Annotated in this window: 25 protein-coding genes and 1 tRNA gene; 10 read left to right on the top strand and 16 right to left on the bottom strand. The window is 39.1% G+C overall.

The features are described from left to right. Positions 1-2: 2 nt before the first annotated feature. The 7 genes from F903_RS08535 to F903_RS08500 all read right to left on the bottom strand — a co-directional run bounded on the left by F903_RS08535 (position 3) and on the right by F903_RS08500 (position 5,615). The gene (locus F903_RS08535; protein WP_005196282.1) at positions 3-353 is read right to left on the bottom strand and encodes an HNH endonuclease; all 351 of its coding nucleotides are present in this window, start codon (positions 351-353) and stop codon (positions 3-5) included. Positions 354-508: 155 nt separating this feature from the next. Next, positions 509-982 carry a hypothetical protein gene (locus F903_RS08530; RefSeq protein WP_005196280.1) on the bottom strand — a complete coding sequence of 158 codons (474 nt, stop codon included), beginning with the start codon at positions 980-982 and terminating at the stop codon, positions 509-511. A gap of 370 nt (positions 983-1,352) precedes the next feature. Next, a complete protein-coding gene (locus tag F903_RS08520) occupies positions 1,353-3,179 on the bottom strand; it encodes a DUF5906 domain-containing protein (RefSeq protein ID WP_005196278.1) in 1,827 nt (608 codons plus the stop codon). Then, the gene (locus F903_RS08515; RefSeq protein WP_005196277.1) at positions 3,176-4,078 is read right to left on the bottom strand and encodes a primase-helicase zinc-binding domain-containing protein; all 903 of its coding nucleotides are present in this window, start codon (positions 4,076-4,078) and stop codon (positions 3,176-3,178) included. The genes F903_RS08520 and F903_RS08515 overlap by 4 nt, the downstream gene beginning before the upstream one ends. Before the next feature lies 1 nt (position 4,079). Then, positions 4,080-4,883 carry a DNA cytosine methyltransferase gene (locus F903_RS08510; RefSeq protein WP_034594987.1) on the bottom strand — a complete coding sequence of 268 codons (804 nt, stop codon included), beginning with the start codon at positions 4,881-4,883 and terminating at the stop codon, positions 4,080-4,082. Then, positions 4,876-5,379 (bottom strand): phage regulatory CII family protein, encoded by a 504-nt coding sequence (locus F903_RS08505; protein WP_005196273.1) that lies wholly within the window; start codon positions 5,377-5,379, stop codon positions 4,876-4,878. The genes F903_RS08510 and F903_RS08505 overlap by 8 nt, the downstream gene beginning before the upstream one ends. 29 nt (positions 5,380-5,408) lie before the next feature. After that, positions 5,409-5,615: a helix-turn-helix domain-containing protein gene (locus F903_RS08500; protein ID WP_005196264.1), complete on the bottom strand. Its 207-nt coding sequence runs from the start codon at positions 5,613-5,615 to the stop codon at positions 5,409-5,411. 100 nt (positions 5,616-5,715) lie between these two features. On the opposite strand from F903_RS08500, the gene F903_RS08495 reads away from it, so the two are divergent. The 7 genes from F903_RS08495 to F903_RS08465 all read left to right on the top strand — a co-directional run bounded on the left by F903_RS08495 (position 5,716) and on the right by F903_RS08465 (position 8,809). After that, positions 5,716-6,366: a LexA family protein gene (locus F903_RS08495; RefSeq protein WP_005196262.1), complete on the top strand. Its 651-nt coding sequence runs from the start codon at positions 5,716-5,718 to the stop codon at positions 6,364-6,366. Between the two features lie 104 nt (positions 6,367-6,470). After that, positions 6,471-6,776, top strand: a complete 306-nt coding sequence (locus F903_RS08490; RefSeq protein ID WP_005196260.1) for a hypothetical protein — start codon at positions 6,471-6,473, stop codon at positions 6,774-6,776. A gap of 2 nt (positions 6,777-6,778) precedes the next feature. Further along, entirely contained in the window at positions 6,779-6,967 is a 189-nt protein-coding gene (locus F903_RS08485) for a hypothetical protein (protein ID WP_005196258.1), read from the top strand. A gap of 33 nt (positions 6,968-7,000) precedes the next feature. Then, positions 7,001-7,765, top strand: coding sequence for a hypothetical protein (locus F903_RS08480; protein ID WP_155757049.1), 765 nt, complete (start codon positions 7,001-7,003; stop codon positions 7,763-7,765). Then, positions 7,762-8,136, top strand: a complete 375-nt coding sequence (locus tag F903_RS16835; RefSeq protein ID WP_005196253.1) for a hypothetical protein — start codon at positions 7,762-7,764, stop codon at positions 8,134-8,136. The genes F903_RS08480 and F903_RS16835 overlap by 4 nt, the downstream gene beginning before the upstream one ends. 147 nt (positions 8,137-8,283) lie before the next feature. After that, complete coding sequence (locus tag F903_RS08470; RefSeq protein WP_005196252.1) at positions 8,284-8,535, top strand: hypothetical protein; 252 nt, start codon at positions 8,284-8,286, stop codon at positions 8,533-8,535. Next, entirely contained in the window at positions 8,528-8,809 is a 282-nt protein-coding gene (locus F903_RS08465) for a hypothetical protein (protein WP_005196251.1), read from the top strand. The genes F903_RS08470 and F903_RS08465 overlap by 8 nt, the downstream gene beginning before the upstream one ends. 28 nt (positions 8,810-8,837) lie before the next feature. Here the strand turns inward: F903_RS08465 and F903_RS08460 are convergent, their stop codons facing one another. The 8 genes from F903_RS08460 to efp form a co-directional block, all read right to left on the bottom strand. Beyond that, on the bottom strand, positions 8,838-9,857 hold the full coding sequence (locus tag F903_RS08460) for a tyrosine-type recombinase/integrase (RefSeq protein WP_005196250.1): 1,020 nt from the start codon (positions 9,855-9,857) through the stop codon (positions 8,838-8,840). A 143-nt stretch (positions 9,858-10,000) separates the two neighbouring features. Next, positions 10,001-10,077: transfer RNA gene (locus tag F903_RS08455), tRNA-Val, on the bottom strand. Positions 10,078-10,112: 35 nt separating this feature from the next. Further along, entirely contained in the window at positions 10,113-12,101 is a 1,989-nt protein-coding gene (locus tag F903_RS08450) for a transglutaminase TgpA family protein (protein ID WP_005196249.1), read from the bottom strand. A 2-nt stretch (positions 12,102-12,103) separates the two neighbouring features. Further along, complete coding sequence (locus tag F903_RS08445) at positions 12,104-13,021, bottom strand: DUF58 domain-containing protein (protein ID WP_005196248.1); 918 nt, start codon at positions 13,019-13,021, stop codon at positions 12,104-12,106. A gap of 14 nt (positions 13,022-13,035) precedes the next feature. After that, positions 13,036-13,995, bottom strand: coding sequence for an AAA family ATPase (locus tag F903_RS08440; protein ID WP_005196247.1), 960 nt, complete (start codon positions 13,993-13,995; stop codon positions 13,036-13,038). A gap of 86 nt (positions 13,996-14,081) precedes the next feature. Further along, positions 14,082-14,387 carry a YbdD/YjiX family protein gene (locus F903_RS08435; protein ID WP_171065222.1) on the bottom strand — a complete coding sequence of 102 codons (306 nt, stop codon included), beginning with the start codon at positions 14,385-14,387 and terminating at the stop codon, positions 14,082-14,084. Further along, complete coding sequence (locus F903_RS08430) at positions 14,387-16,489, bottom strand: carbon starvation CstA family protein (protein WP_004671875.1); 2,103 nt, start codon at positions 16,487-16,489, stop codon at positions 14,387-14,389. Before F903_RS08430 ends, F903_RS08435 begins: the two co-directional genes overlap by 1 nt. Before the next feature lie 181 nt (positions 16,490-16,670). Beyond that, a complete protein-coding gene (gene efp / locus F903_RS08425; protein WP_005196243.1) occupies positions 16,671-17,240 on the bottom strand; it encodes an elongation factor P in 570 nt (189 codons plus the stop codon). A gap of 89 nt (positions 17,241-17,329) precedes the next feature. On the opposite strand from efp, the gene epmB reads away from it, so the two are divergent. The 3 genes from epmB to F903_RS08410 are packed head-to-tail and all read left to right on the top strand — an operon-like array spanning position 17,330 to position 22,189. Further along, positions 17,330-18,346 (top strand): EF-P beta-lysylation protein EpmB, encoded by a 1,017-nt coding sequence (gene epmB / locus F903_RS08420; RefSeq protein ID WP_005196241.1) that lies wholly within the window; start codon positions 17,330-17,332, stop codon positions 18,344-18,346. Between the two features lie 13 nt (positions 18,347-18,359). Then, positions 18,360-20,114 carry a hypothetical protein gene (locus F903_RS08415; protein ID WP_005196240.1) on the top strand — a complete coding sequence of 585 codons (1,755 nt, stop codon included), beginning with the start codon at positions 18,360-18,362 and terminating at the stop codon, positions 20,112-20,114. After that, positions 20,096-22,189 carry an EAL domain-containing protein gene (locus F903_RS08410; RefSeq protein WP_005196238.1) on the top strand — a complete coding sequence of 698 codons (2,094 nt, stop codon included), beginning with the start codon at positions 20,096-20,098 and terminating at the stop codon, positions 22,187-22,189. Before F903_RS08415 ends, F903_RS08410 begins: the two co-directional genes overlap by 19 nt. Before the next feature lie 159 nt (positions 22,190-22,348). On the opposite strand, the gene rpmE is transcribed toward F903_RS08410, so the two are convergent. Then, on the bottom strand, positions 22,349-22,573 hold the full coding sequence (rpmE, locus tag F903_RS08405) for a 50S ribosomal protein L31 (protein ID WP_004671881.1): 225 nt from the start codon (positions 22,571-22,573) through the stop codon (positions 22,349-22,351).

The following is a 22,573-nucleotide window of genomic DNA, read 5'->3' as shown; positions in this document are numbered from 1 at the left end:
AGCTAGTCCTCTATCAAATATAAATCTGTAGTGGTATAGATCGGCTCTTGTACCACCAACTGCATATCTGCAATCAATCTTGTGTGACATGGCTTGCAAAGTGATTGCCAATTATTCTTATCCCAAAATAAAACCCGATCTGTATTCGGGTTTATCTTGTGACCTACCATTTCAGCTACCGAAACATAACCACGACGCTTGCAGTCTTCACAAAAGGAATTCTGAGAAACATATTCAACTACAGCAGCTTTCCAAGCTTTATCTTTAAATCCTTTTGTACTAGCAAGCCCTCTGACTCGCTCAGCCTTTGCCACCGATGCTTCATGTTCTTTCCAATGCTTATCTCTGTCCACTTAAAACACCTCAAAAAAAGAGGGCTGTATGTCTACAGGAAGACAAACAGCCCTTTGAAAATTGAGTCTTACGACTCAGAGATAAACTTAAAACTTACACTTATTCATTATGTGAAAAACTAACTCAAGTTTGTTCCAATGTCAATAACTAATTATTAGTTAGTTTTATTAAGCTGAAAAAAAACCTTTTCAGCAGCATTTGCATACTCCTTTTCTAAATCTTCAAAGATGATAGTTATAACCTTTCCTAAGTATCGATGAATGATTCTATACTCCACTCCAGCTAGTACAGCACGATTACGACATGACGGTGTATATTCAGCAGTGACCATACAAAACTCCATCAATGCAACCGATATAACAATTAAGCGATAATTTAAATCGACATTGTTTAATGCAAATATTTGTCCGTACTTGGCAACCAAGGCTTTTGAAAATAAACTTACATTACCCATCGTATTCGCATTAAAACACTTCAACTTAATCAAGTTTTCCTGCATTGGTGTTAATTTAGCAAAACTCATAGCAAGCAATACGTCCTGAGCTGTCATTTCTGAAGACGCATTATCAACTCTAATCGCTTCATAATTAACAGTTTTAGGATTCAATAACCGTATTAATTTTTCCATTGGCTAGCCCTTCAGGTGAACGAGTGAATGAGTTTGGAATGAGATTTTTATCTCGTTCACCTGATAAGTGTTTGTTTTTATTTTTAAATTTATTAAAAGTGAACGAGTGAATAAAAAAATACGCGCGCGTAAGAGAATAAAAAAAATAATGGCAATAATATTGGTAGATAAATTAAGAATAGAGAGAGTAAAAAAATAATTTCCCACGTGCGCGTGTGAAAAGTTGTTCTCTCGTTCACCTAAGAGAGTTATCTTTTTATTATTCAATAACTTGCTAGGTGAATGACTAGGTGAACGAGCGTTTTTATCATTCCCCTCGTTCACCTGAACAGCTTCACAAGCTATTGTTTTTCCATGGCAAAGCTTAGATTTAGGCCGTTTGTTTGTCAAGCACATTTGGTACACCTTTTTCAAATTCATTTACGCACTCTCCATACCAATCAATAGCTGTCCTTCCTTCAGGAACATCACCAATTTTAATGATTAATGATTGTTCTTCCTCAAGTTTATACCTCCACTTTTGCTTCTCTAAAAGTTCTACACCCTCTATCTTTTTCATATCCTCCGTGAATTTACGGTATGAATATTTATGCTCCAGTGTTGATGATGCCCACTCTTTGTATGCATCATAGAGCTGCTTAGCCTTACAACTTACTCGCTTATATTTGGTTTCACCCGATAACCACTCGTCGATAAAAACCTCGATAGATCGTTTACTTGCATTGATTAACGCTCTTTTTGCATCAGTCAAAGGCGGCTTGTCATGTTTAAAATCATCAAGCGGATAAGAAAGCAAAAACGTATAAAATGCATCCAGCCCATCCCCTGCAATCTCTGCATAGACTTGTTCGCTAAGTGATTCATTCAATTTACTTTGCGGTGCAATCACAAACCAACGTCTTGCTTCACCGTGTAGCGGGAATGGGATATTTTCATTTGATGCAAATGCCATATTGAAATAAGCAGGCACTTGTTTTTGAGGACGTTGCTTTTCATTGATGGTTACGCTTTTGGCTGTAATCAATGCATTCAAATATGGTGTGACGTTGTATTTCGTAGCATTCGTTGCAATTTCTTCACCAAAGATGAAAGCAGCATTATTCAGCCAGCCATTAAATTGAGGACTTTCCAATTCTTGAGAAGTAATGACTCGATGATATTTCCCATAAATACCGCCCATGACCTTTTCAAATAACGTCGTCTTTCCTGATCCTTGAATATGACTTGCCATCAAAACAGCACTATGAGCTTTTTGACCTTCATTCTGAATTGGATATGCAAGCCATTGAAGTAACCAACGTTCTATATCTAAATCACCATTGCATAAGCACCAGATCATTTTTAGGATGCCTGCGCATTTAGAACGAACAATACTATAATCAAATGGATTCTGATCCTGATCTAATAAGATTCCAGTTGGATAACCCTCAAACGTATTGATGTAATGCGGATCAATATCAATTTTCCGTGTCGGATCGAAAATCAACTTTTCATAATCAATTTCACTACGTTGCGGACTCTCAATCCATTTTTTATATTCATGCGGATACATCAATTGAGCAGCCGACCAAGACACCACTCGATTGAGTGATTTGTCGTATAAAAAAGTTTCACCTTTCAGCAAAATACAATTCTTACTCATCGTTGGCGCAATATCTCCAGCACCATCAATAAGCATCTTTTCTACCTCATCCTTTTCAAGCGTTTTTCGATCTTCATGGCTATACCAATTCTTATAGATACTGCTCAACGTATGTTTTAGAGATGAAATCTTGAATTTATGCTTAGTTTTTAAATCAAATGCATCATTGCTACATGCAATTACTGCATAACGCTCTAATGCATTTTTTAATTTAGCAGTAGGACTATTTGGATCAAGAACCCTGAAATCCTCCCCACTCCCCGTTTCAAGCTGCTCACCAGTTTTAGAATTTCCATTCATTGGCGGTGCATAATCTAATTTAAATCCATCATCGGAATTGTCGATATTTGACTGATTTTCCGAGATTTGCCCAAGATTCTGGTCGGCTAAAACTGAGGGGTGCGGGGAAACAGCAGAAGCAAAATCAGATGATGAAATTGCCGTTTCGATCTGCCGACGAACTTCCCCTAAACCCGCTAAAACATGTAGATCGTTAAAATCAGATGGTGGTTTAGATGTTGCTGGTGGCTGCTCGTTATTTTCTTCGAGATTCATATCGTCTCCACCGTTTTGAAATCGGGTAATACAATGATACCGCCAGTGGCAGCCACAGCTTTATTCGCAGCTTTTATGCCTGCATCTAAAGTGGCACTGTCATCGTCAGCACAATAAACAAGTTGTAGATTTGGATATTTGGAACGAATAGCAATGCCGACTTTGTCGATATTGCCTGATTGAAATGCGATTACAGTTGTATGGCCAGTCGCCTCATAAATGGTTGCCCCAGTTGCATAACCTTCAGCAATACATACGATTTGATTTGCAGCTAAGATTTCACCAATGACGTAAAAGCATTCATTAACACGACCACCATTGAGATATGGCTTAAATCCATCAGCGTGGATTTCCTGCATATTCCAAATTTTGCCGTCTATATCAAATAGCGGTACAAGTAGATTGCCCTTTCCATTGATCTTACAACCATGGTTTTCCACTTGTTTTCGTTCTAAATAAGGACAATCACGGTCAATAGGTTTACTTTTCCAAAGCCGATCTGCACGTTTTGCAGCAGCTTCTTGTGCCTTGCGCTCATCAGCTTCAGCCTGCAAACGCATTTTTTCCTCACGTTCACGCCATTTCTCCCGATCTGCATCGGTTACATTGCTATCAGCCGATAAACCAACAATAGAGCCAACTTCTTTTAAAACTTCTGCATGCGAATATCCACGAGCTTTGACGATCAATTCAAAGCCATCACCCGCACCGCATTGGTTACAAATCCAAGTCCCTTTGCTTTGCTTATCATCACAACGAAACCGATCTGTACCACCACAAATCGGACATGGTCCATGTTTGTTTTTATGGACTGGCACGGTGATGGCAAATGCAGGAAATATCATATCTTTCCAACGACCAAGCGCTGCATCACGTACTTGAGGAAATGTTAGAGCCATGCTAATTACCTCTCAAAAATTCAAATGCGCTTTTAGCCACGATTGGAACTTGTCCATTTCCAATGGCTTTAAGTCTGTCCACCCTATAGGCCACCCCATTAGCCACTCGACCCAATCTGGGTTCAATACCCCACCATCTTGACCGCTCTTTACCGCTCCCGCTAATCCGTTCTGATGATGAGAACTTACCTTCCCTCGCTTGTTCCCATCGCTCGCTTTTGGAGTTGGATATATATGAACCATCGCCCCCAAAGTCGGGCTTTTTCGCATCAAGTCCCCAGGATAACCATTCCTTTTCCAATCGCTCGCTACTGGTGTAGCCCACAATCCAGACTCTGTCACGGATATGGGGCGCTCCAAAGTTAGATGCTGAAAAACGTGTCCAGTGCGCGTCATACCCCATTTGGGCAAGGTCACTGATGACTCGGGTAAGTCCTCTGGAAACAAGCATTGGTGAGTTTTCCACCCACACTTCTCTAGGTCGAACTTCACCGATAATTCGTGCCATTTCTGACCAAAGTCCTGAACGTTCTCCATCGATCCCTGTACCCTTTCCTGCAGATGAAATGTCTTGGCATGGAAATCCGCCAGATACAACATCAACAATTCCTGCCCATGGTTTTCCGTCAAAAGTTGTAATGTCAGACCAAATTGGGAAAGCCGGGAGAATTCCATCATTTTGTCGTTGCGCCAAAACTTGTGCTGCGTAGGCATCACGTTCAACTGCGCAGATTGTTCGCAATCCCATGAGATGCGATCCGAGTATTCCGCCACCAGCGCCTGCGAAAAGAGCCAACTCATTCACGTCCACCCCCTGCATGATGTAATTCAGCCATTGCAAGCAAAGTTGCTGCGATCCGAATCAAGTCATAAGACTCTTTGCGAATAACCGCTAATTCATCAGCCGTAATGACGTTATCTTTAATTGCTGCAACGATCGATTGCACCAGGTCGCCATTCTCATGCGCCAATTTTCCAACTTTAAAAATAAAATCAGCACTGGATAGCACTTCAACATTTGGCAAATCAAACCAAGCAGCATTTCCATGAATTGCACAAATGCTGTCCATGATACGAGGGTCTTTGGTTTCGCTAAGAACAGCCTCAAGATGATAAATATTCGCTTTATGTGTCGGTGTGGTCGGATTCAAAGAACTACGAAAAGTATTGATATTAAAACCATTCTTTTCTGAGATATGCGCCATCAAACAATCATCATTTGGGCGATATACAGCAGCTTTTAAAGCCATTTCTAAAGACATAACCGTTTTTTCACGACGTTCATTAAGAGAGAGAATCATGTTTAAAAATCTCCAATTTATTCATATTTTTAAATATTTGTTTGCGTTAACTTTTGCTTAGCTTCACGAATACGTTTGGGAGTACGACCAGCAGCAAGTTCTTTAATTTCATATTCACGGTCATAAGGTATTTCGCGATCACCCCAGCGCGCTATGGCAGCCGTAGTAAGCAATAAGTAATCTGCAAGACCTTTATATGAGCATTCCAATAGTTTGCAAGCTTCATCACGGGTCATTAATCATCTCCAAAAACTAACTCAAGTTAGTTCATTAAATGTGATTAAAGTTAGTTAGTCAAGAGCTAACATAAGTTAGTTATTAAAGAAGGCTTTAGTTATGGAAACGTTAGACACAATCGGAAAACGTATCAAACACTTAAGAAAAGAGAAAAAACTGACTCAAAAACAGCTCGGAAAATTACTTGGTGTTTCCGATGTATCTGTTTTGAAATGGGAAAATGATTCTAATACCCCAAAACTTGAAAATATTTTGGAAATAGCAAGTGTGCTTGAAACAACTAGTAATTTTTTGCTTTATGGTAAGTATGAAGTAGAAAATAGTGTGGAAGATTTTAGACCAATTACCAGACTGCTACCCGTACTTACACACGTTCAAGCAGGAAATTGGACGAATGTTCAGAGCATTAGTAAATTTGATGTAAATCAATGGCTACCAGCGCCACCGAATGCAGGTAAAAATAGCTTTTATATGATTGTTAAAGGTACTAGTAATTACCCTGAATTTAATGATGGTGACTATATTTGCGTTGATCCAGATATCATTATTGATTATGTTCAAACTGGTGAAATGGTGGTGGTACAGTGTGACGGTGATGCGACATTCAAAGCACTCGTCAAAGATAACAATAGAATGTACCTACAAGCTCTAAATAAAAATTACCAACCTAATATCATACAGTTAAATGAAAATTGTATTTATAAAGGTAAATATGTAGGGAAATTTGAAACCAGTCGAAAATTCTTATAAAAATTAAAATAAAAAAATAAACTAACTTTTAGTTAATTTTTTATTGACCTTAAAACTAACTTAGATTAGCTTATTAACTAACTAATCTAAGTTAGGTCTTAAACATGCAAACACGTAACCCTCTACTCGACCATTTTGACGGCATTGTTGTTGGTCGCCTCTTTGCAAAAGATTTTGCACAACCACAGCGAGATTTTGATTTCTATCGCACCCGCTCAATTGATCAGATTGAGTGCTCAATATCTAACGTCTCAAGTGCTCATACATATCCAGAATTTATTGCTGCTGTTGCTTCTGCAAATGCATTTATTGACTCTGCCTATAACCTTGAAGTTATCGACCTGAATGAAAAAGTCCAATGGGTAGGTAAACTTCATGCAGCGCATAAAAATCAACTGGTGGAGGCTTAATCATGAAATCAGCCATCCACTTAACATCAGTCTATGCATTGATGTTTCTCGCAATATCATTTGCAACTTTTTCTAGCTTAAAAAGCTGTTCTCAATCACTTGAACAAGATCCTGAACGTGTTATCGCATATCAAGTTCAATTCCAAAATGCCAACGAACAAGCGGTATTTGTTCGTAAGTTGGGAGAGTAAGGATGACAAAAACTGAATTTTTCCTCGGCTTACTTGCTTCAGCAATCCTTGCTTTGGGTTATGCAGCGACTTGGTTTATGGAGAATAGCTATGCAATTCTATGATCCTGCTAGTACGCAAAATAAGCCTGATTTAAATGCTGAAGTAGAAAAATGGCTTAAAGACAAAAGCAATAAAATTACTAAATTGCCTTTTGGATTTACTCATTATAAAGATGGCAACATCCCAATGAGTAAAAAACCTGTTCAGCAGCTTGATATTGAAAAATATAACGTTGAACGTGTTACTCGACATAAACCAGTTAAATCAAAAAAACTGAAGTCAACCAAGTCTAAAACTGTTAAACCACGTGGGCATAAACCTAAAATTGCGAAGCAAAAACGGTTTAAAAAACTGGTTGTATTTACTGAACGCTCAATGATTTATATGCACAATTGTGTGGCCTTTAAAAATGCACGTGAAAACGAACTAATAGCATTTGAAGCGCTATGTATTCGTCATACATATTCAACTTTCAAAAAGCAAAAAAATGGTCGCTATCGTTGTGAAAAATGCTTAGAAGATTACAACGAAAATAATTTATCAAATTATAAGCGTCACGTTTTAAATCGAGAGCTAATGAATGTGGCGATCTCGGCTGGAAATAATAAATTCTTGGGTGTATGCAAAACACATGGTGAAAGCCAGTTCTTGATCGCTCGCACTGAAAACACAATTTCAAAATATCTGTATAAATGCCGCATTTGTGCAAACAAAACGCAAATGAAAGCAAGAAAGAAAAAGGGAGCTATTGCATGACTATCGACATTCTTGATGAAGATGGTGCAAGTAATATTGCTCATCCTGAAATTTATGGAAAACCGAATAAGACTCAAATTTTGAGTCATTTAGAAAAAAGCAAAAAGATGCTTGTATCTACACCATCAGGACATGAACAACATTACCGCCATCTCCTTGCATCAACAATAACAGGTTATTTGCTCACAGTTGGCTCAAATGTGAACGTGGACTTTATAAGTGAATCCAGCACTGAACATTCTGGTCAAAGATTTATTGGACTTGGTGTGATTGACCGTATTGAAGATGGTCGACTATTTGGTCGATTAATGGACGGTAGACCCTTCTTGTGTTTTCCAAGCGATGTGACTGTTTTGGGAGAAAAGGCATGAAGATCATAAGCATCGAACTTTGTTCAAACATCATATGCCCTAAGTGTTACAGCTCTCAGATCTCATTTGGTTGTAGTCATTCAGGTTCAGGTTTACAAGCTGAATGCCGTTCATGCGGCTATTGCTGGCGATGAAGGAGGGAATCATATGACTTCATATACAGAAATGCTTGAACAGCCTCAAATCAAAAAGAAAATCGAATCTTCACTTGGTGGCCACATTATGACGGCTTATCTTAATGCTGGCTTTAATCCACCTGTACCCACCCTGAACGGTGAACAGTTTGTTTACAATGATCCAAAACCCGAAAAATATGCAAAACTCCGACGTGAAGGTATGAAGCTATTTGCAGAAATATTGGATGAAATTCACCAAAATTCTGGAGTTGAAGATGCCTGAATTTATTGTCACCATTGAATCCGATTCAGCACCTCAATTGGTCCTTGGCCAATCAATCTTTGGAGGGATCGTAACTGCACTAAAGCTAGAAAAGAAAAAATTAGTCACTGCTGCTGATTTAGCTTCTAAGTATAGTTTGTCAGATGAAACGATTCGTACAAAATGTGCAGTCATTAATCAAGGTACACCAGGCAAATGTCTTTATGATCCAGATGCCGCAGATGCAATTTTAAAAAGCACAAAACTCCGACGTGGACCTAAACGTAAAAATTAAAAAATGCCCGCTTTATGCGGGCTTATTATTATCTATTGAAAGCTTCAACCAAGTCATCAGCGTTTGGATTGTAATAAGTGTTGACCAGTACATCGATTTTCTTATGCCCTGTAATCTTCGCTAGAATCTCAACTGGCAGTTTTCTAACCCGAACCATACGTGTAATCGCTTCATGTCTTGTGTCGTGGAAATGAAGATCATTCAGCCCTATAGCAGCCTTTCTTTTTTCCCACATCAAACGAAATGCATTTTCAGACTGAGGAATAATTTTGCGACCATCATGCTTGATCAACTCCAACAACGCTTTCGCCTCTTCTGACAGCGGTACGTTACGAGCTTCACCGTTTTTAGATTTTGGAATATGGACATGACCGTCATGAATATCATTCTTTTGCATTGCAACAAGCTCACCTTTTCGCATTGCTGTTTCAATAGCAAACAAGAACCCCCAAGCTACATAGTGCTGTGATAATACAGGTATAGTTCCCATTTCATAATCCAGCACTTTCAATATCAATTCTATCTCTGATGGATGTATACGACGATCACGCGCCTTTGGTTTTTTTGGCTTGGTTATTTGCATCCAAGGATTATCATCAAGCAAAAATAATTCTTTTTGAGCATATGTAAACATTGCACTGTAATGCGATATTTCCTTTAGCACTGTATTTGCACTGACTTCTGAAGATCGCTTATTGCGCCAATTTGTTAAATCTTTTGGTGTGATGTCATATATAGATTTCTGAGCCAATGCACCAAACTTCATTTCAAAAGTTTTATATTGCCCTTTGATCCAGTCTCTGGATGATTTTGAAGGATTGAGTTGGCCTACATCTTGATAGTATTTTGTATTTAGATCTCGAAATATAAATTTTGGCTTTAGTTCACCCGACTCAATTCTAGTCTGAGATTTTAATTCTAATAGTTTTAGTGCCGCCCACTGCTCACACTCTTTTGCAGTGTCGCGTGTGCAGTAATATCTTTTATTTTGATATGAAACTGTGATTGTGTACGTTTCACCCCTTTTACGAGGTTTTGGAATTTTCATTTTGTCGCAGACTTGTCGCAAATGGCTTGGAAATATTGCCATTTTTAGCCAAAAATTCCAATACAGCCAACAATTAAATGCGACAAACAGGCAAAAAAAAGACTTATAAGCTGCTGATTCGCTTATAAGTCCTTGATATATCTTGGTAGGTATAAGCAGACTCGAACTGCTGACCTCTACGATGTCAACGTAGCGCTCTAACCAACTGAGCTATACACCTAGAATGAAAAGCATGATATTCATTTTTTTGCATGATCACAAGTTTTTTTGATCTTGTTTGATCACAACCGCACAGTCTTTAAGCAACTTTTTAAATTGTTGTAGATCAGAATCATTCATTTGCTCTAAAAATACGATTTTCTGATACAGCACAACCACTTGTTCAAATGGTTCTGAATTTTCAACAGTTAAAGATAAACGCTGCATCCACGTTTGGAAGGTTTCAACTGGCATTTTTTGCAAAGGTTTTGGAAGCTGCTTCTGAAACTTCAAAATCATCCGCTGATATACTGCTCGTTGCTTACGTTGTCGCCACCAAGCAAAAAACAAATAAGTAATTAAAACTCCACTTATACTGACGATTAACACCACCACATAGCCAGAAGTTGAATCAAGACCGAGTTTAGCAAGCCAATTTTTCTGTTTTTCAGCATCGTAGCCTACAACCTTGCTTTGCCATTGATAGCTTAAATAATCATTCCAAACCCGTACATTTTTAAGAAACTTAAATTGCTGTAGCCGCCAAGCTTTCGCTTGCTGATCGCCCCAAATACGTTGATCTTGCGCCAAATAATCCTGCATACCCGTATCAATACGTTGCGGTGCAATCATTGCGGTTGGGTCTATTCTTTTCCATTTTCCATCTAAATACACCTCACTCCATGCATGCGCATCCAGTTGACGAACCTCCCAGCTTTTCGCATCAAATGCTGGCTGCCCTCCTTGGTAACCCGTCACTACTCGAGCAGGAATTCCGACATAACGCATCAGCATCACGAAGCTAGATGCATAATGTTCACAAAAGCCTTTACGACTAGAAAATAGGAACTGATCTATACGATCTCCCCCCAACGTTCCCGGACTTAATGTGTAGACAAAACCATTTTTACGAAACCACTCTAAAACAGCTTGTACATATTTTTCAGGATGTTGGTGGCTTTTCTCAAAAAGCTCGATGGCTAATTGTTGGGCTTTTTGATCTCGTGTTTCATCAAATCGGGTGTTTAGTTCAAACTGACGTTCAGCCAATACACTTGGCTCTGCGGTACTTCGTCCTAACCAGTGCATTTGTATCGGTTGATTTCGTTTGATCAATTTTGTAGGACGAATACTATCGTCCTGATAGAGCTGTAAATATCGCTCTTGGGGAATTGAATATTCTAAACCCATAATCCAGTTGGCTTGTTCATCAGCAGGCAAATACTGATAAGCGACACTCCGTGCAGTGCTTTGTGTGCTTTTTATCTGTTGATTTAAAAAACTACTGGTCCATGTCGCACCATCATATTCATCTAAAACTAAAGCACGCCAATACAGCTCTTTACGGTTTGGAAACTGATACATGTCTGCTACAACACGAAAAGCCAAAGCTGTGGACTGAGACAAACGTGCAATATCTCCGGGTGACATTCGATCGCTCATCCCCGTAACTGCTCGATCATTCTGAATCGGAATGGCCCAAAGCGGTGGCAATCTTGGGAAGAAAATAAACAATAAAATAAAAAATGGCGTTGCTGTAGCAATGAACTTAAAAACTTGTTTAACATCTTGTTTTAATTGATTGGAAGACAACGTATTTTGATTAAACAAACCCGTTTGAATACGATACAAGCCTAATAAGCACATAACAAAGGTTGCAAGAACAATCATTGCCATCCAAAAAGCTTGGCTATGTAAAAGTAAACTTGCACCCACGAATAAGGCAAAATTAAATACAATCAATAAATCACGGGTACTTTTAGCTTCAAGACTTTTGGCAAATAGGCAGGCACTCAGTAAAGCAACACCAGGTTCAACACCAAGCAAACTTTGATAATGCAAATAGATCAGCGAAAATGATGCCAAAACAAAAATAATGAGTAGCAGTTTCGGAAAAGGCTTTAAATTTTGTTTGTGATAGCGCCAAACCAAGATCAACCACACAATTCCCCATAAACCACTGAGCGAGGTGGGGATAAACGCAATCTGTCCCAACAAAATCAATGCGAGCGCAGCTAAAACACAGAAATAAATTTGTTTTGTCATGCTTAGGCCTGCGCCAGTAAAAGTTTTGCTTGAATCAACTGAGATGAGCCTTGTCCACTTTTCAATCTGGCATGTGGCAAAATCAAGGCATAATCATCGCCAAACTGTTCACACTGCTCAATCAATCCCATCATAAAACTTAATTTTTCTTCATGACTTTGTGCAGGTATCTGTTGATAATCAATTTCTAAATATTGATGATTGGCTTGGGCTTCAAACATTTTAATAAAAAAACCCTGTCCTCGCGCGACTTGCTTCCATGCCACATTTTGATAAGAATCCCCTTGCTGAAAAGTTCTCAGTTCACGAAATTCATCCAAACGATCGTTGGCATTGCTTGGCTGATTTTTATGTTCTTTTTGCCAATCATAAGCTTTCGGTGCAATCCACACTTTTTGCTTTAGATATAAATAGCTCCAAGCGCGAACCAATCCCAATGGATAAGTCGAATAGATTTTTATCGCATCAAAAGAATATTCGCCACGTTGTTGTGGGAAGAAATACAGTTCAAAACTTTGTTGCTTTTGATCTAAATAAAGATTTTGCTCTTGTTCTTGCCATTGAATCCGTAAATATCGAGCTGCATTCGATTTCTGTTTAAGAATAAGTTTGAGTATTAAAACCTGCCCCACTTGTCCGACTTCAGTGGCAACAACATCAACCTGTAAAGCATGTAACTGTTTAAATGTTAAATAAAAACTGACGCATAAAATTGCACTCATTAAAAAGCAAAAACCTAAAATCAAGTTATTGCCATAGTTAATGCCAGCGATAAAAGTAATTAAGATCAAAACAAGATATAAAAAGCCCTGTGTATAAACAAAAACTAAAATGTCTTTTTGTAAGAATGTTTTGCTGTGCTCTATCTGAAATCGTTTAGATATCCATTGCAATATCTGAGGCTTGAAGCGACTTCGCATGCATCTATCCTCAATTACAACACATCAACCAATGGCAAAATTTGTTTTGCCTCCACTTCGGTCAAGCTTAGGCGATGAGCTACTACAGCCACAAAAACAGCTTGTACATCGTCTGTGGTCACAAAACTGCGACCTTCAACCAATGCATGTGCTTGTGAAGCCGCTTTGAGCGCCAATACACCGCGCGTTGACAGACCATGACGTTGTTTACGTGTTTCAGCAGCCAAATCTAAAATATAATTTAAGACGGCATTACTTAAAAATATCTGCTGAGCCAATAAACGCAAATGCAATATATCGGCTTGATCAAATACAGCCGCTAGCTGATGAATCAGCACATGACGAGAACTTTGTTGTAAGAGTAATTTCTCAGCTTGGCGTGATGGATAACCGAGCGATAAACGCATTAAAAAGCGATCCAATTGCGACTCTGGCAATGCGTATGTCCCACTTTGAAATAGTGGGTTTTGTGTGGCGAGGACCCAGAAAGGTTGTGGCAATTCATAATGCACCCCATCAACGGTGACCGCACCTTCTTCCATTGCTTCCAATAAGGCACTTTGGGTTTTTGGACTACAACGATTGATTTCATCGGCCAGCAAAATTTGCGTGAAAATAGGCCCTTTTTTAAACTCAAATAAATGTTCTTTTTGATTAAACATGTTAATCCCAATCACATCACTTGCGAGCATGTCATTGGTAAATTGAATCCGTTGAAACTGCAAACCTGTTAAGCGTGCCAATGCACTGGCTAATGTTGTTTTTCCAAGTCCGGGTAAATCCTCAAACAGCACATGACCACCTGCCAATAAACAGGTCAGCGCCAATTTAGTTTGTTGTGGTTTATCCAGAATAAGCTGATTCACTTCAAGCAAAAAACTTTCGATCTTATGCCCGTACTGCTGAATATCTTGTTGTATTTTTTGATTTTGCTGATTGTTTTCTTGAACTGAAACTTTTTCCAGACCCCACATTATTCTATCCCCCAAAAATAAAACAGTGTATGAATCAACATACACTGTTTTAGATTTTTTTCAAAGAAATCAAATAATTTCTATTTCTAACAAGGGCATTTCTTCATCCCACCACCCGCACTTGGATAGCGCGAATCCACACAATGCCGATAAAAAGTTTTAGCATCCATCGGAGTTAAATCTGGATGGTGTGTTTTCATATGCTGCACATAATTTTCATAGTCAGGGACACCGACCATTAAACGAAAACTCTGTTGCAAATGCTGCCATAAAACCGCGATTTTCGACCAGTTTTTTGGTGACAATAACAAATGTTTTTGCGACATGATGGTGAATTTAATGATCTTCACAATCACTGCACTTCCTTTACGAGCAATTTTAAAATCCATCATCACTCTCCTTTGATACTGTTTGCAGTCATCGGCGTTTCGGTATATACCGCAGGTGCTTCATTGGCTGTTGGTGTTGGACTTGCCAAGGCTCTTCGAATCGCACCAATCGAGGCAATAATCATCACAATAGCAACAATCATAAAGAACGCGCACAGCCCAGCATTGATCTGATTTGACAATACAATGGTTTGCATCTCAGCCACTGATTTTGCAGGTGCAAGTACTTCACCACGTGCAATCGCATCCGAGAAACGATTGGCTTGAGCAAGGAAACCAATTTTAGGATTGTCATGGAAAATCTTTTGCCATCCAGCGGTCATTGAAGTAATGATCAAGAAAACAGTCGGTACAATCGTAACCCAAACATATTTTTCTTTTTTCATTTTAAATAGAATAACCGTACCTAAAATCAATGCCATGGAAGCAAGGATCTGGTTACCGATACCAAATAAAGGCCATAAAGAATTGATACCACCTAGAGGGTCAACTACACCTTGATAGACAAAGTATCCCCAACCTGCAACCGCAACAAACGTTCCGATTAAGTTCCCAACGAATGAACTTGAGTTTTTCACTGCTGGAACAACAATACCCACCGTATCTTGCACCATGAAACGACATGCACGTGTACCCGCATCTACCGCTGTTAAGATAAATAAAGCTTCAAATAAAATCGCAAAGTGATACCAAAATGCCATCATCGAACGATTATTAAAAATTTCCGAGATGATATGTGCCATACCAATTGCAAAAGTTGGTGCGCCACCTGTACGCGATAAAATCGAGCTTTCCCCCACTTCATGCGCCAAAACGGTCAACATTTCAGGGGTTACCACAAAACCTAAATTCCGTACTGCTTCCGCAGCAGTTTCAACACTTGTTCCCAAAACAGCTGCTGGCGCATTAATCGCAAAATAAATACCCGGATCTAAAACAGTAGCACAAATCATCGCCATAATACCGACGAATGATTCCATCAACATACCGCCATAGCCAATCACACGAATATTGACTTCGTTATCCACCAGTTTTGGGGTTGTGCCTGACGCAACCAAGGCATGGAAACCTGAAATCGCACCACAAGCAATGGTAATAAATAAGAAAGGAAATAAACTTCCAGAAAAAACAGGACCTGTTCCATCAACAAAATGCGTCACTGCTGGCATTTTTAACTCAGGCATCGCAAATAAAATACCGACTGCAAGACCTGCGATCACACCAATTTTAAGGAATGTAGAGAGATAATCACGTGGTGCCAGTAACAACCAAACGGGTAACACTGAGGCAATAAAGCCATAAATAATCAGTCCCCACGTTAGCTGCGTTCCAGTTAAGGTAAAAAACTCACCCCAATAAGGATGTTTTGCAACATCGCCACCAAATACAATTGCCGCCATCATCAGAACAAAGCCGATAATCGAAACCTCTGCAATTTTCCCGGGGCGCAGATAGCGCATGTATATGCCCATGAACAGTGCGATTGGAATGGTTGCCGCAATACTAAATACCCCCCATGGACTTTCTGCCAGTGCTTTAACCACGACTAAAGCCAATACAGCAAGGATAATCACCATCACGCCTAAGGTACCCAGCATGACGATCACACCAGCAAAAGTGCCCAATTCCTGTTTTGCCATTTCACCCAATGAACGACCGTCACGTCTGGTAGAGATGAATAACACCAAGAAATCTTGCACCGCTCCTGCGATGACCACACCCACTAACAGCCAAATTGTTCCGGGTAAATATCCCATTTGTGCAGCTAGAATAGGTCCAACTAACGGCCCTGCACCTGCAATTGCGGCAAAGTGATGACCAAATAAAACGTATTTATTGGTTGGTACATAGTCCAGACCATCATTCAAGCGATGCGCTGGGGTCAACCGTTTAGGGTTTAACTCAAAAACTTTAGTTGCGATAAATAAACTATAGAACCGATAAGCAATGCTATACACGCAGACCGCTGCAAGGACCAGCCAAACTGCATTGACATGTTCACCTCGACTCACTGCGAGTATCCCAAATGAGATAGCGCCTACAATGGCAACCAAACTCCATAAAAGTTTGGAGGGAAGCGATGATTTTGTTTGTGTTGTTTCCATTCAGAACCTCTCAAATACATAACTTTTCGTTAGTTGTTACATGGCTTTCCATACCTATATTTTCTCTTCGGAAATATCTTCGTAAGTTTATCGTTTTTAAAAGTTGATTTATCTAATACTTTGGCATTAAAAAAGGGGATGATTTTCATCATCCCCTCGATAATCTTATCGTTAGATTCGATTATGCACGTTCTAAATAATCACCAGTACGGGTGTCTACACGAACGCTTTCTTCTTGCTGTACGAATAATGGAACACGTACTACCGCACCTGTTTCTAATTTGGCAGGTTTACCACCACCACCAGAAGTATCACCACGTACACCTGGATCAGTTTCAATGATCTTAAGAACCACGAAGTTAGGTGGGTTAACGGTCAAAGGTACGCCATTAAATAACATAATGGTACATTTTTCATTTGAGTCGTCTTTTAACCATTTCGCAGCATCACCCATTGCAGTTTTATCTGCAGCGATTTGCTCGAAAGAGACAGGATCCATGAAATTCCATAGTTCGCCATCGTTGTAGAGGTAATCCATTTCAACTTCTACAATATCAGCCGCTTCTAAAGAGTCACCTGATTTAAACGTTTTTTCTAATACTTTACCAGAACGTAAATTACGCAATTTTACGCGGTTAAATGCTTGACCTTTACCTGGTTTTACATATTCATTTTCCATGATTGAACATGGGTTACCATCAAGCATAACCTTAAGGCCTGCTTTAAAATCATTTGTAGAATAATAGGCCATGAAAGGCGCACTCCAAACTTAAAACTCAACTTTATTAATGCTAGACTACAACACACAGGCGTAGTCCTCACACTATTTTTACGTATGGCATGATAAACTATTTACATCAAGAGAAAAACTGGCAATCACAACTCAGTGATCTAATTACCGATCCTTTAGAGCTGTTAAATCTGCTTGAGCTATCTACCGAACAGTTATTATCTGGGGCAATCCTCGCCTCTGAGCAGTTCAAATTACGTGTTCCTCGTGCATTCGTCGGGAAAATGAACATAGGCGATCCTTTAGACCCGCTCCTACTACAAGTCTTACCGCATCATTTAGAACTAGAAGAACATCCAGCCTTCGTTACAGATCCATTAGGTGAAGAAGCCGCCAACCAAATGGCAGGTGTTTTACACAAATATCAATCACGCTTTTTACTCACTTTAACGGGCGCATGTGCGATTCACTGTCGCTATTGTTTCCGCCGTCATTTTCCATATCAAGAAAATCTGCCTAAAAATGATGATTGGATAAATATTAAGCAGTACATTGAGCAAAATCCAAAGATCAATGAAGTCATTTTAAGTGGCGGTGATCCACTCACCCTCAGCAACCGAAAACTCGCTTTATGGCTAGAACGTCTAGCATCTCTCCCTCAAATTAAAATACTGAGAATTCATTCACGCGTTCCGATTGTTATCCCCAACCGTGTCGATAAAGAGCTGATTTCTATTTTAAAAAACAGTAGGCTACGCATAATAGTAGTGGTACACTCAAATCACGCAGCTGAGCTTGATGATTTCACTTGCTCAAAGTTATTACAGTTATCATTACATCATATTACCGTGTTAAACCAGGCGGTTTTACTCAAAGGTGTGAATGATTCTGCAAAAACGTTGACTGAGTTGAGTAGCCGTTTATTTGAAGCAAGAGTGATGCCTTATTACCTGCATGTTTTAGATAAAGTCAAAGGTGCTCAACATTTTGATTTAAGGTCTTCAGAGATAGACCATATATACAGTGATGTATTAGCAAGTTTACCGGGATATTTAGTTCCAAAACTTGTGAGGGAAATTGCGGGCGAAAAAAATAAAACACCGCTTTTTGGGGCTCAAACATTCTGAGATTGATAACACAATGATGAACACAGCTTTTTCGGATATTTTTCAAATTCCAACTGTACTAAGACGGGACAAACTGAGTTTTTGTGACACAAACACCAAAAGTTTGAATGAATGGATTTCCAATCTATCCATCATGCAATTGGGTGATACATCCAAAGCACTCTTTGCCGCTTTATTAGAACTCAGCGAGTTAGAATGTTCGGAGACTTTGCGTTTTGACTTAGTCCAAGTGTTACACCCGACCATCGAAAATGTTTTAGGCAGTTTAGAAAAGAATTTTTTCAATCAAGGCGTGATTAGCTCTGATCGCAATGAACATATCATTGAACTCGCGATGCTATTACGCTGCTACTTTGCAGCGGTTTATATCAATATTGTTCGTCGTAGCAATGAACAGCTAGATCAGCAGAAGTTCTCGATATTTGCACTCAATCAAAAGAAGAATTTGCAGACCGCAAGAACACTGGCAACGTTCCAGTCTTTACAACAACTGACCCAACTCTTATACCAACAACATATGTTGTATAGTGAACCCGTTGCAGGACAATGGCTCATCGCACATCAACTCTATGATGCCGCTGTTACACATAGATATCACCATACCAACTTAGATCAAGTTCACGGCACATCGAGTTCATTAGGCAATATTTCTCAAGCCTACGCCCAACTCATTTTGATGGATATTTTTAATACCAATCAAATTCGCCAATCTGAAATACAAGCGCTGTTCCAGTGTAGTTTTGATTGGGCGAAGATGGTTCAAATTCTACCCAAAGAAACAGACTTAACCAAATATGTGGTCGACACAAGCAAAGATCACCCACCGATTTATAATAAAAAGCAAAGTTCAGGTTTTCTACCAAATATTTTTATTAGTACGCATAGCCTATTGGATCATGTCACGGCCACCCTACATAAAAATGCGGAATACGTGTCCAAAAATGAAAAGGTCTATCTCACCCCTGCTTTAAAATTTCATGTGCAGACGATTTTAGGAACCATCGCAGAGCGTCGCCATGAACGTTATGAATATAACGCTCAGCTGCATATTTGTTTTGGTCTTTTGACCGCACATTTTTACCTTTCCAAAGCAAAGAACTTTTCAGAAACATTGTTTTTAGATCATAGTTATGGACTACAGAATGAATCAAGGTTCATGTCGGCTTGGGACAAAAAGAACACCACAGAAAACCAAGAATCTGCGATTCAGCGCTTAAACCGTGAGAGCAAAACGGTCTATCAGGCAGATATATTGGATATTAGTGTCAATGGTTATCGTATTAAGTGGTCTGGAGACGCACCCAAGAACTTAAGAACAGGTGAATATATTCTCGTCAAAGAAACCTCACATGGACATTGGCGTGGGGGTGTGATTCGCTGGCTCAAACAGTCCTCGGAGAAAAGCTTAGAACTGGGTTTGGAAGTACTAGCGCAAGAAATTTTCCCTTGTGCTGCACGCATCCAAGCCGATCTGCATATCAGTAATTACCATCCAGCACTTTTATTAAAAAACCAAAATTTGGATGAAACCAAAACAACTTTAATATTACCAGGTTCGCAAATTTTTCGGGAACACCAAGCTGTTCATTTAAGATTGGGGAAAGAGGAAGTCAAAGTGTATTTATTAAACGCGCAACTCATTACCCAAAGTTTTGTTCAGTTCGAATTTGAACTACTAAATGATGAAGAACAACCTGTTCTTCGTCGATTTATGGCACAAAAAAATATGGATAAAATTGATCAAGACTTATGGGAAGCATTGAAGTGAGAAATTCTTTACTCTCTAAAAAACTAAAACGGACTGAAACTCGTTTACTCATCATTGATGATAATCAATTACGGTATAATCAAATTTCGGCATTATTTGCGGCTCAAGATCATCAAATTCAAGCAACCCTACTTGATGACCTTAAAGCATTTGAAAAGCAACTAAACTTAGCTTGGGATATTGTAATTTTTGGTCGTGCATACGATTTAAAAATTGAACAAACCCTATCGCTCATTCAAGCCTCAGCACAGCCTAGCTTACCGGTTTTATTACTTGAGCCAGATGATTATCAGGCTGAACAATATCAGACCTATATTCATAAAGGTATTTATGATGTCTTGAATCTCGAATCGCCAGAAAAGTTTTACATCAACATCGTTCGCACACTTTCCTACAGTCGTTTGGTTCAAGCTGAGCATCGTTTATTAAGTGAATTAGAAGCAGCTCAAACCCAAGCCCAATCTTTAGTTGCAGAAAGCCACAAAGCCGTTGCGATCTTACAAGAAGGCATTCATATCGAAGTAAATGCTGAATACGCAACGCTATTTGGTTTTGACACTGCAGACGATCTAGTTGGTTTACCGATTCTTGATGTTTTACAACCTGAAGATTTGAGTCAGTTCAAGTTACGTTTCAAGAAAATTTCACAGGGTCAGTTTGAACAAGCGCGCTTTGAACTACTTACTCAGAATCCAGTCATAAAAAATAATCCGCTACACCTTGAGTTCCTCCCTTCTGGCAATGAAGATGAAATCCAACTCAATATTGAATGTGAGACAACACAACTATCTGTAGCTGCTACGCTTCCAAGTACCATAGCAACTGAAAAGAGTTCGAGTTTGTTTAATGCGTTACAACAGATTAACCGCCAACTCACAAACCACCCAGCCAATTCAAATGCACTGGTACTCTTTAGTCTAAATAACTGTCCAAATGAAGTTTTTCAAAAGGATTGGCACGCGACAAAAGCCTATTTCTCCAATATTCCAAACTTCATTAAAGAACAAGTGAGCGTTCCTGTATATCAAGTCGATACTGCGCTTTATGTGGCTTTATTCCAAGCAGAATCTAAAGTGGTATTGAACTCGTTATTGATTAGTTTGAACGGTCTGCAAAAGCCACAACTACTGATCACTGAACAATACAACTTCCCATTACATTTAAAACTGGGCTATTGTGAACTAACCAAACAGATTCCTGACGAAGCTCATTTTGAACGCATACTTTCTAAAGCATTCTTACTGGCGCTACCTGTCTTTAACACGCCGAAGATTGATACCAATATCGGTTTAACCACTGAACATATCCCTAAAACAGTTCAAATCAGCCTATTACAAGAGCTGAAACAGAAGTTAGATACAGGTGATATTCATCTAAAATATCAGCAAACTTATGACAAACAAGATCAATACACCCATACCTACGAAGTTTCCAGTGGGTTTATACATAATAACCAATGGCAGGATTTAAGCGATCTTGCTGATTTAAAAGATGATCCTGAGCTGTCCGTTCAATTAGACCGCTGGATATTGGTAGAAGCTTGTAAACAATTACATAATTTCATTACCCAATATCCAAAAGCAAAACTGATTATCAATCTGAACCATCACATCCTATTGAGTGATAAAAAGCTTCCTGAATTAGTTGCAAAATTATTGACCATTATTGGAAGCAAACAAGCCCATCCAATTATTTTGCAGTTCTCCGAGCAAGCTCTGCAACAGAACCTAACACAGGCACAGCCGCAAATCGCTTTACTTCGCCAATATGGTGCTGAAGTTGCTATTCGTGGTTTTGGCAACTCTATTTATAGCGATACGATTCTTCAGCAAATTGACACCCAATACGTCAGTTTTCACCCGACATTATCAAAAATGCTCGCATCAGATAAAGAGATGGTCGCTTTACAAGAAAAAGTACTGCATTTCATTGCCCAGAAACCTGTTGAAATATTCTTAAATGAATTAAATGACATGAACTTATTTGCAAATGCATGGAATGTAGAGAGTCGTTTCTTACAAGGCAATTACTTTCAGAAGAAACTTGATCGCTTAACTGACGTACAAGATCAATAACCCCCCTCTAGCATGTAATACTGATCTATTAAATACTTTTAGAATCCCCCTTTGATAAGGGGGACTTCTCCTCTCTTTTTAACAGGAAGGTTGAGAGAGATTTAGAAAATACAGACACAAAAAAACGAGCATATTGCCCGTTTTTTTGTTTTCTTGATATTAACGTTTGATAGAACGTGACATACCAGAAAAACGTTGTTTGAATTTGTCGATACGACCGCCAGTATCCACATTCTTTTGTTTACCAGTATAGAATGGGTGGCAAGCTGAACATACGTCAAGATAAAGCGTTTCTTTACCTAAAGCAGATTTAGTTTCAATAACGTTACCACATGAACAAGTAGCAACTAAAGTTTGGTATTTTGGATGAATATCGGCGCGCAT

It is taken from the genome of Acinetobacter sp. NIPH 298 (assembly GCF_000369505.1).
GTDB lineage: Bacteria > Pseudomonadota > Gammaproteobacteria > Pseudomonadales > Moraxellaceae > Acinetobacter.
Note: the sequence above shows the minus strand (reverse complement) of the source record. Positions and strands in the feature narration are given on the sequence as shown.

Coding starts and splice junctions, on each gene's coding strand:
- F903_RS08530 (WP_005196280.1), bottom strand. CDS start 982: ATGGAAAAATTAATACGGTTATTGAATCCTAAAACTGTTAATTATGAA.
- F903_RS08520 (WP_005196278.1), bottom strand. CDS start 3,179: ATGAATCTCGAAGAAAATAACGAGCAGCCACCAGCAACATCTAAACCA.
- F903_RS08515 (WP_005196277.1), bottom strand. CDS start 4,078: ATGGCTCTAACATTTCCTCAAGTACGTGATGCAGCGCTTGGTCGTTGG.
- F903_RS08505 (WP_005196273.1), bottom strand. CDS start 5,379: ATGATTCTCTCTCTTAATGAACGTCGTGAAAAAACGGTTATGTCTTTA.
- F903_RS08500 (WP_005196264.1), bottom strand. CDS start 5,615: ATGACCCGTGATGAAGCTTGCAAACTATTGGAATGCTCATATAAAGGT.
- F903_RS08495 (WP_005196262.1), top strand. CDS start 5,716: ATGGAAACGTTAGACACAATCGGAAAACGTATCAAACACTTAAGAAAA.
- F903_RS08490 (WP_005196260.1), top strand. CDS start 6,471: ATGCAAACACGTAACCCTCTACTCGACCATTTTGACGGCATTGTTGTT.
- F903_RS08485 (WP_005196258.1), top strand. CDS start 6,779: ATGAAATCAGCCATCCACTTAACATCAGTCTATGCATTGATGTTTCTC.
- F903_RS16835 (WP_005196253.1), top strand. CDS start 7,762: ATGACTATCGACATTCTTGATGAAGATGGTGCAAGTAATATTGCTCAT.
- F903_RS08470 (WP_005196252.1), top strand. CDS start 8,284: ATGACTTCATATACAGAAATGCTTGAACAGCCTCAAATCAAAAAGAAA.
- F903_RS08465 (WP_005196251.1), top strand. CDS start 8,528: ATGCCTGAATTTATTGTCACCATTGAATCCGATTCAGCACCTCAATTG.
- F903_RS08460 (WP_005196250.1), bottom strand. CDS start 9,857: ATGAAAATTCCAAAACCTCGTAAAAGGGGTGAAACGTACACAATCACA.
- F903_RS08450 (WP_005196249.1), bottom strand. CDS start 12,101: ATGACAAAACAAATTTATTTCTGTGTTTTAGCTGCGCTCGCATTGATT.
- F903_RS08445 (WP_005196248.1), bottom strand. CDS start 13,021: ATGCGAAGTCGCTTCAAGCCTCAGATATTGCAATGGATATCTAAACGA.
- F903_RS08440 (WP_005196247.1), bottom strand. CDS start 13,995: ATGTGGGGTCTGGAAAAAGTTTCAGTTCAAGAAAACAATCAGCAAAAT.
- F903_RS08435 (WP_171065222.1), bottom strand. CDS start 14,387: ATGATGGATTTTAAAATTGCTCGTAAAGGAAGTGCAGTGATTGTGAAG.
- F903_RS08430 (WP_004671875.1), bottom strand. CDS start 16,489: ATGGAAACAACACAAACAAAATCATCGCTTCCCTCCAAACTTTTATGG.
- efp (WP_005196243.1), bottom strand. CDS start 17,240: ATGGCCTATTATTCTACAAATGATTTTAAAGCAGGCCTTAAGGTTATG.
- epmB (WP_005196241.1), top strand. CDS start 17,330: ATGATAAACTATTTACATCAAGAGAAAAACTGGCAATCACAACTCAGT.
- F903_RS08415 (WP_005196240.1), top strand. CDS start 18,360: ATGATGAACACAGCTTTTTCGGATATTTTTCAAATTCCAACTGTACTA.
- F903_RS08410 (WP_005196238.1), top strand. CDS start 20,096: ATGGGAAGCATTGAAGTGAGAAATTCTTTACTCTCTAAAAAACTAAAA.
- rpmE (WP_004671881.1), bottom strand. CDS start 22,573: ATGCGCGCCGATATTCATCCAAAATACCAAACTTTAGTTGCTACTTGT.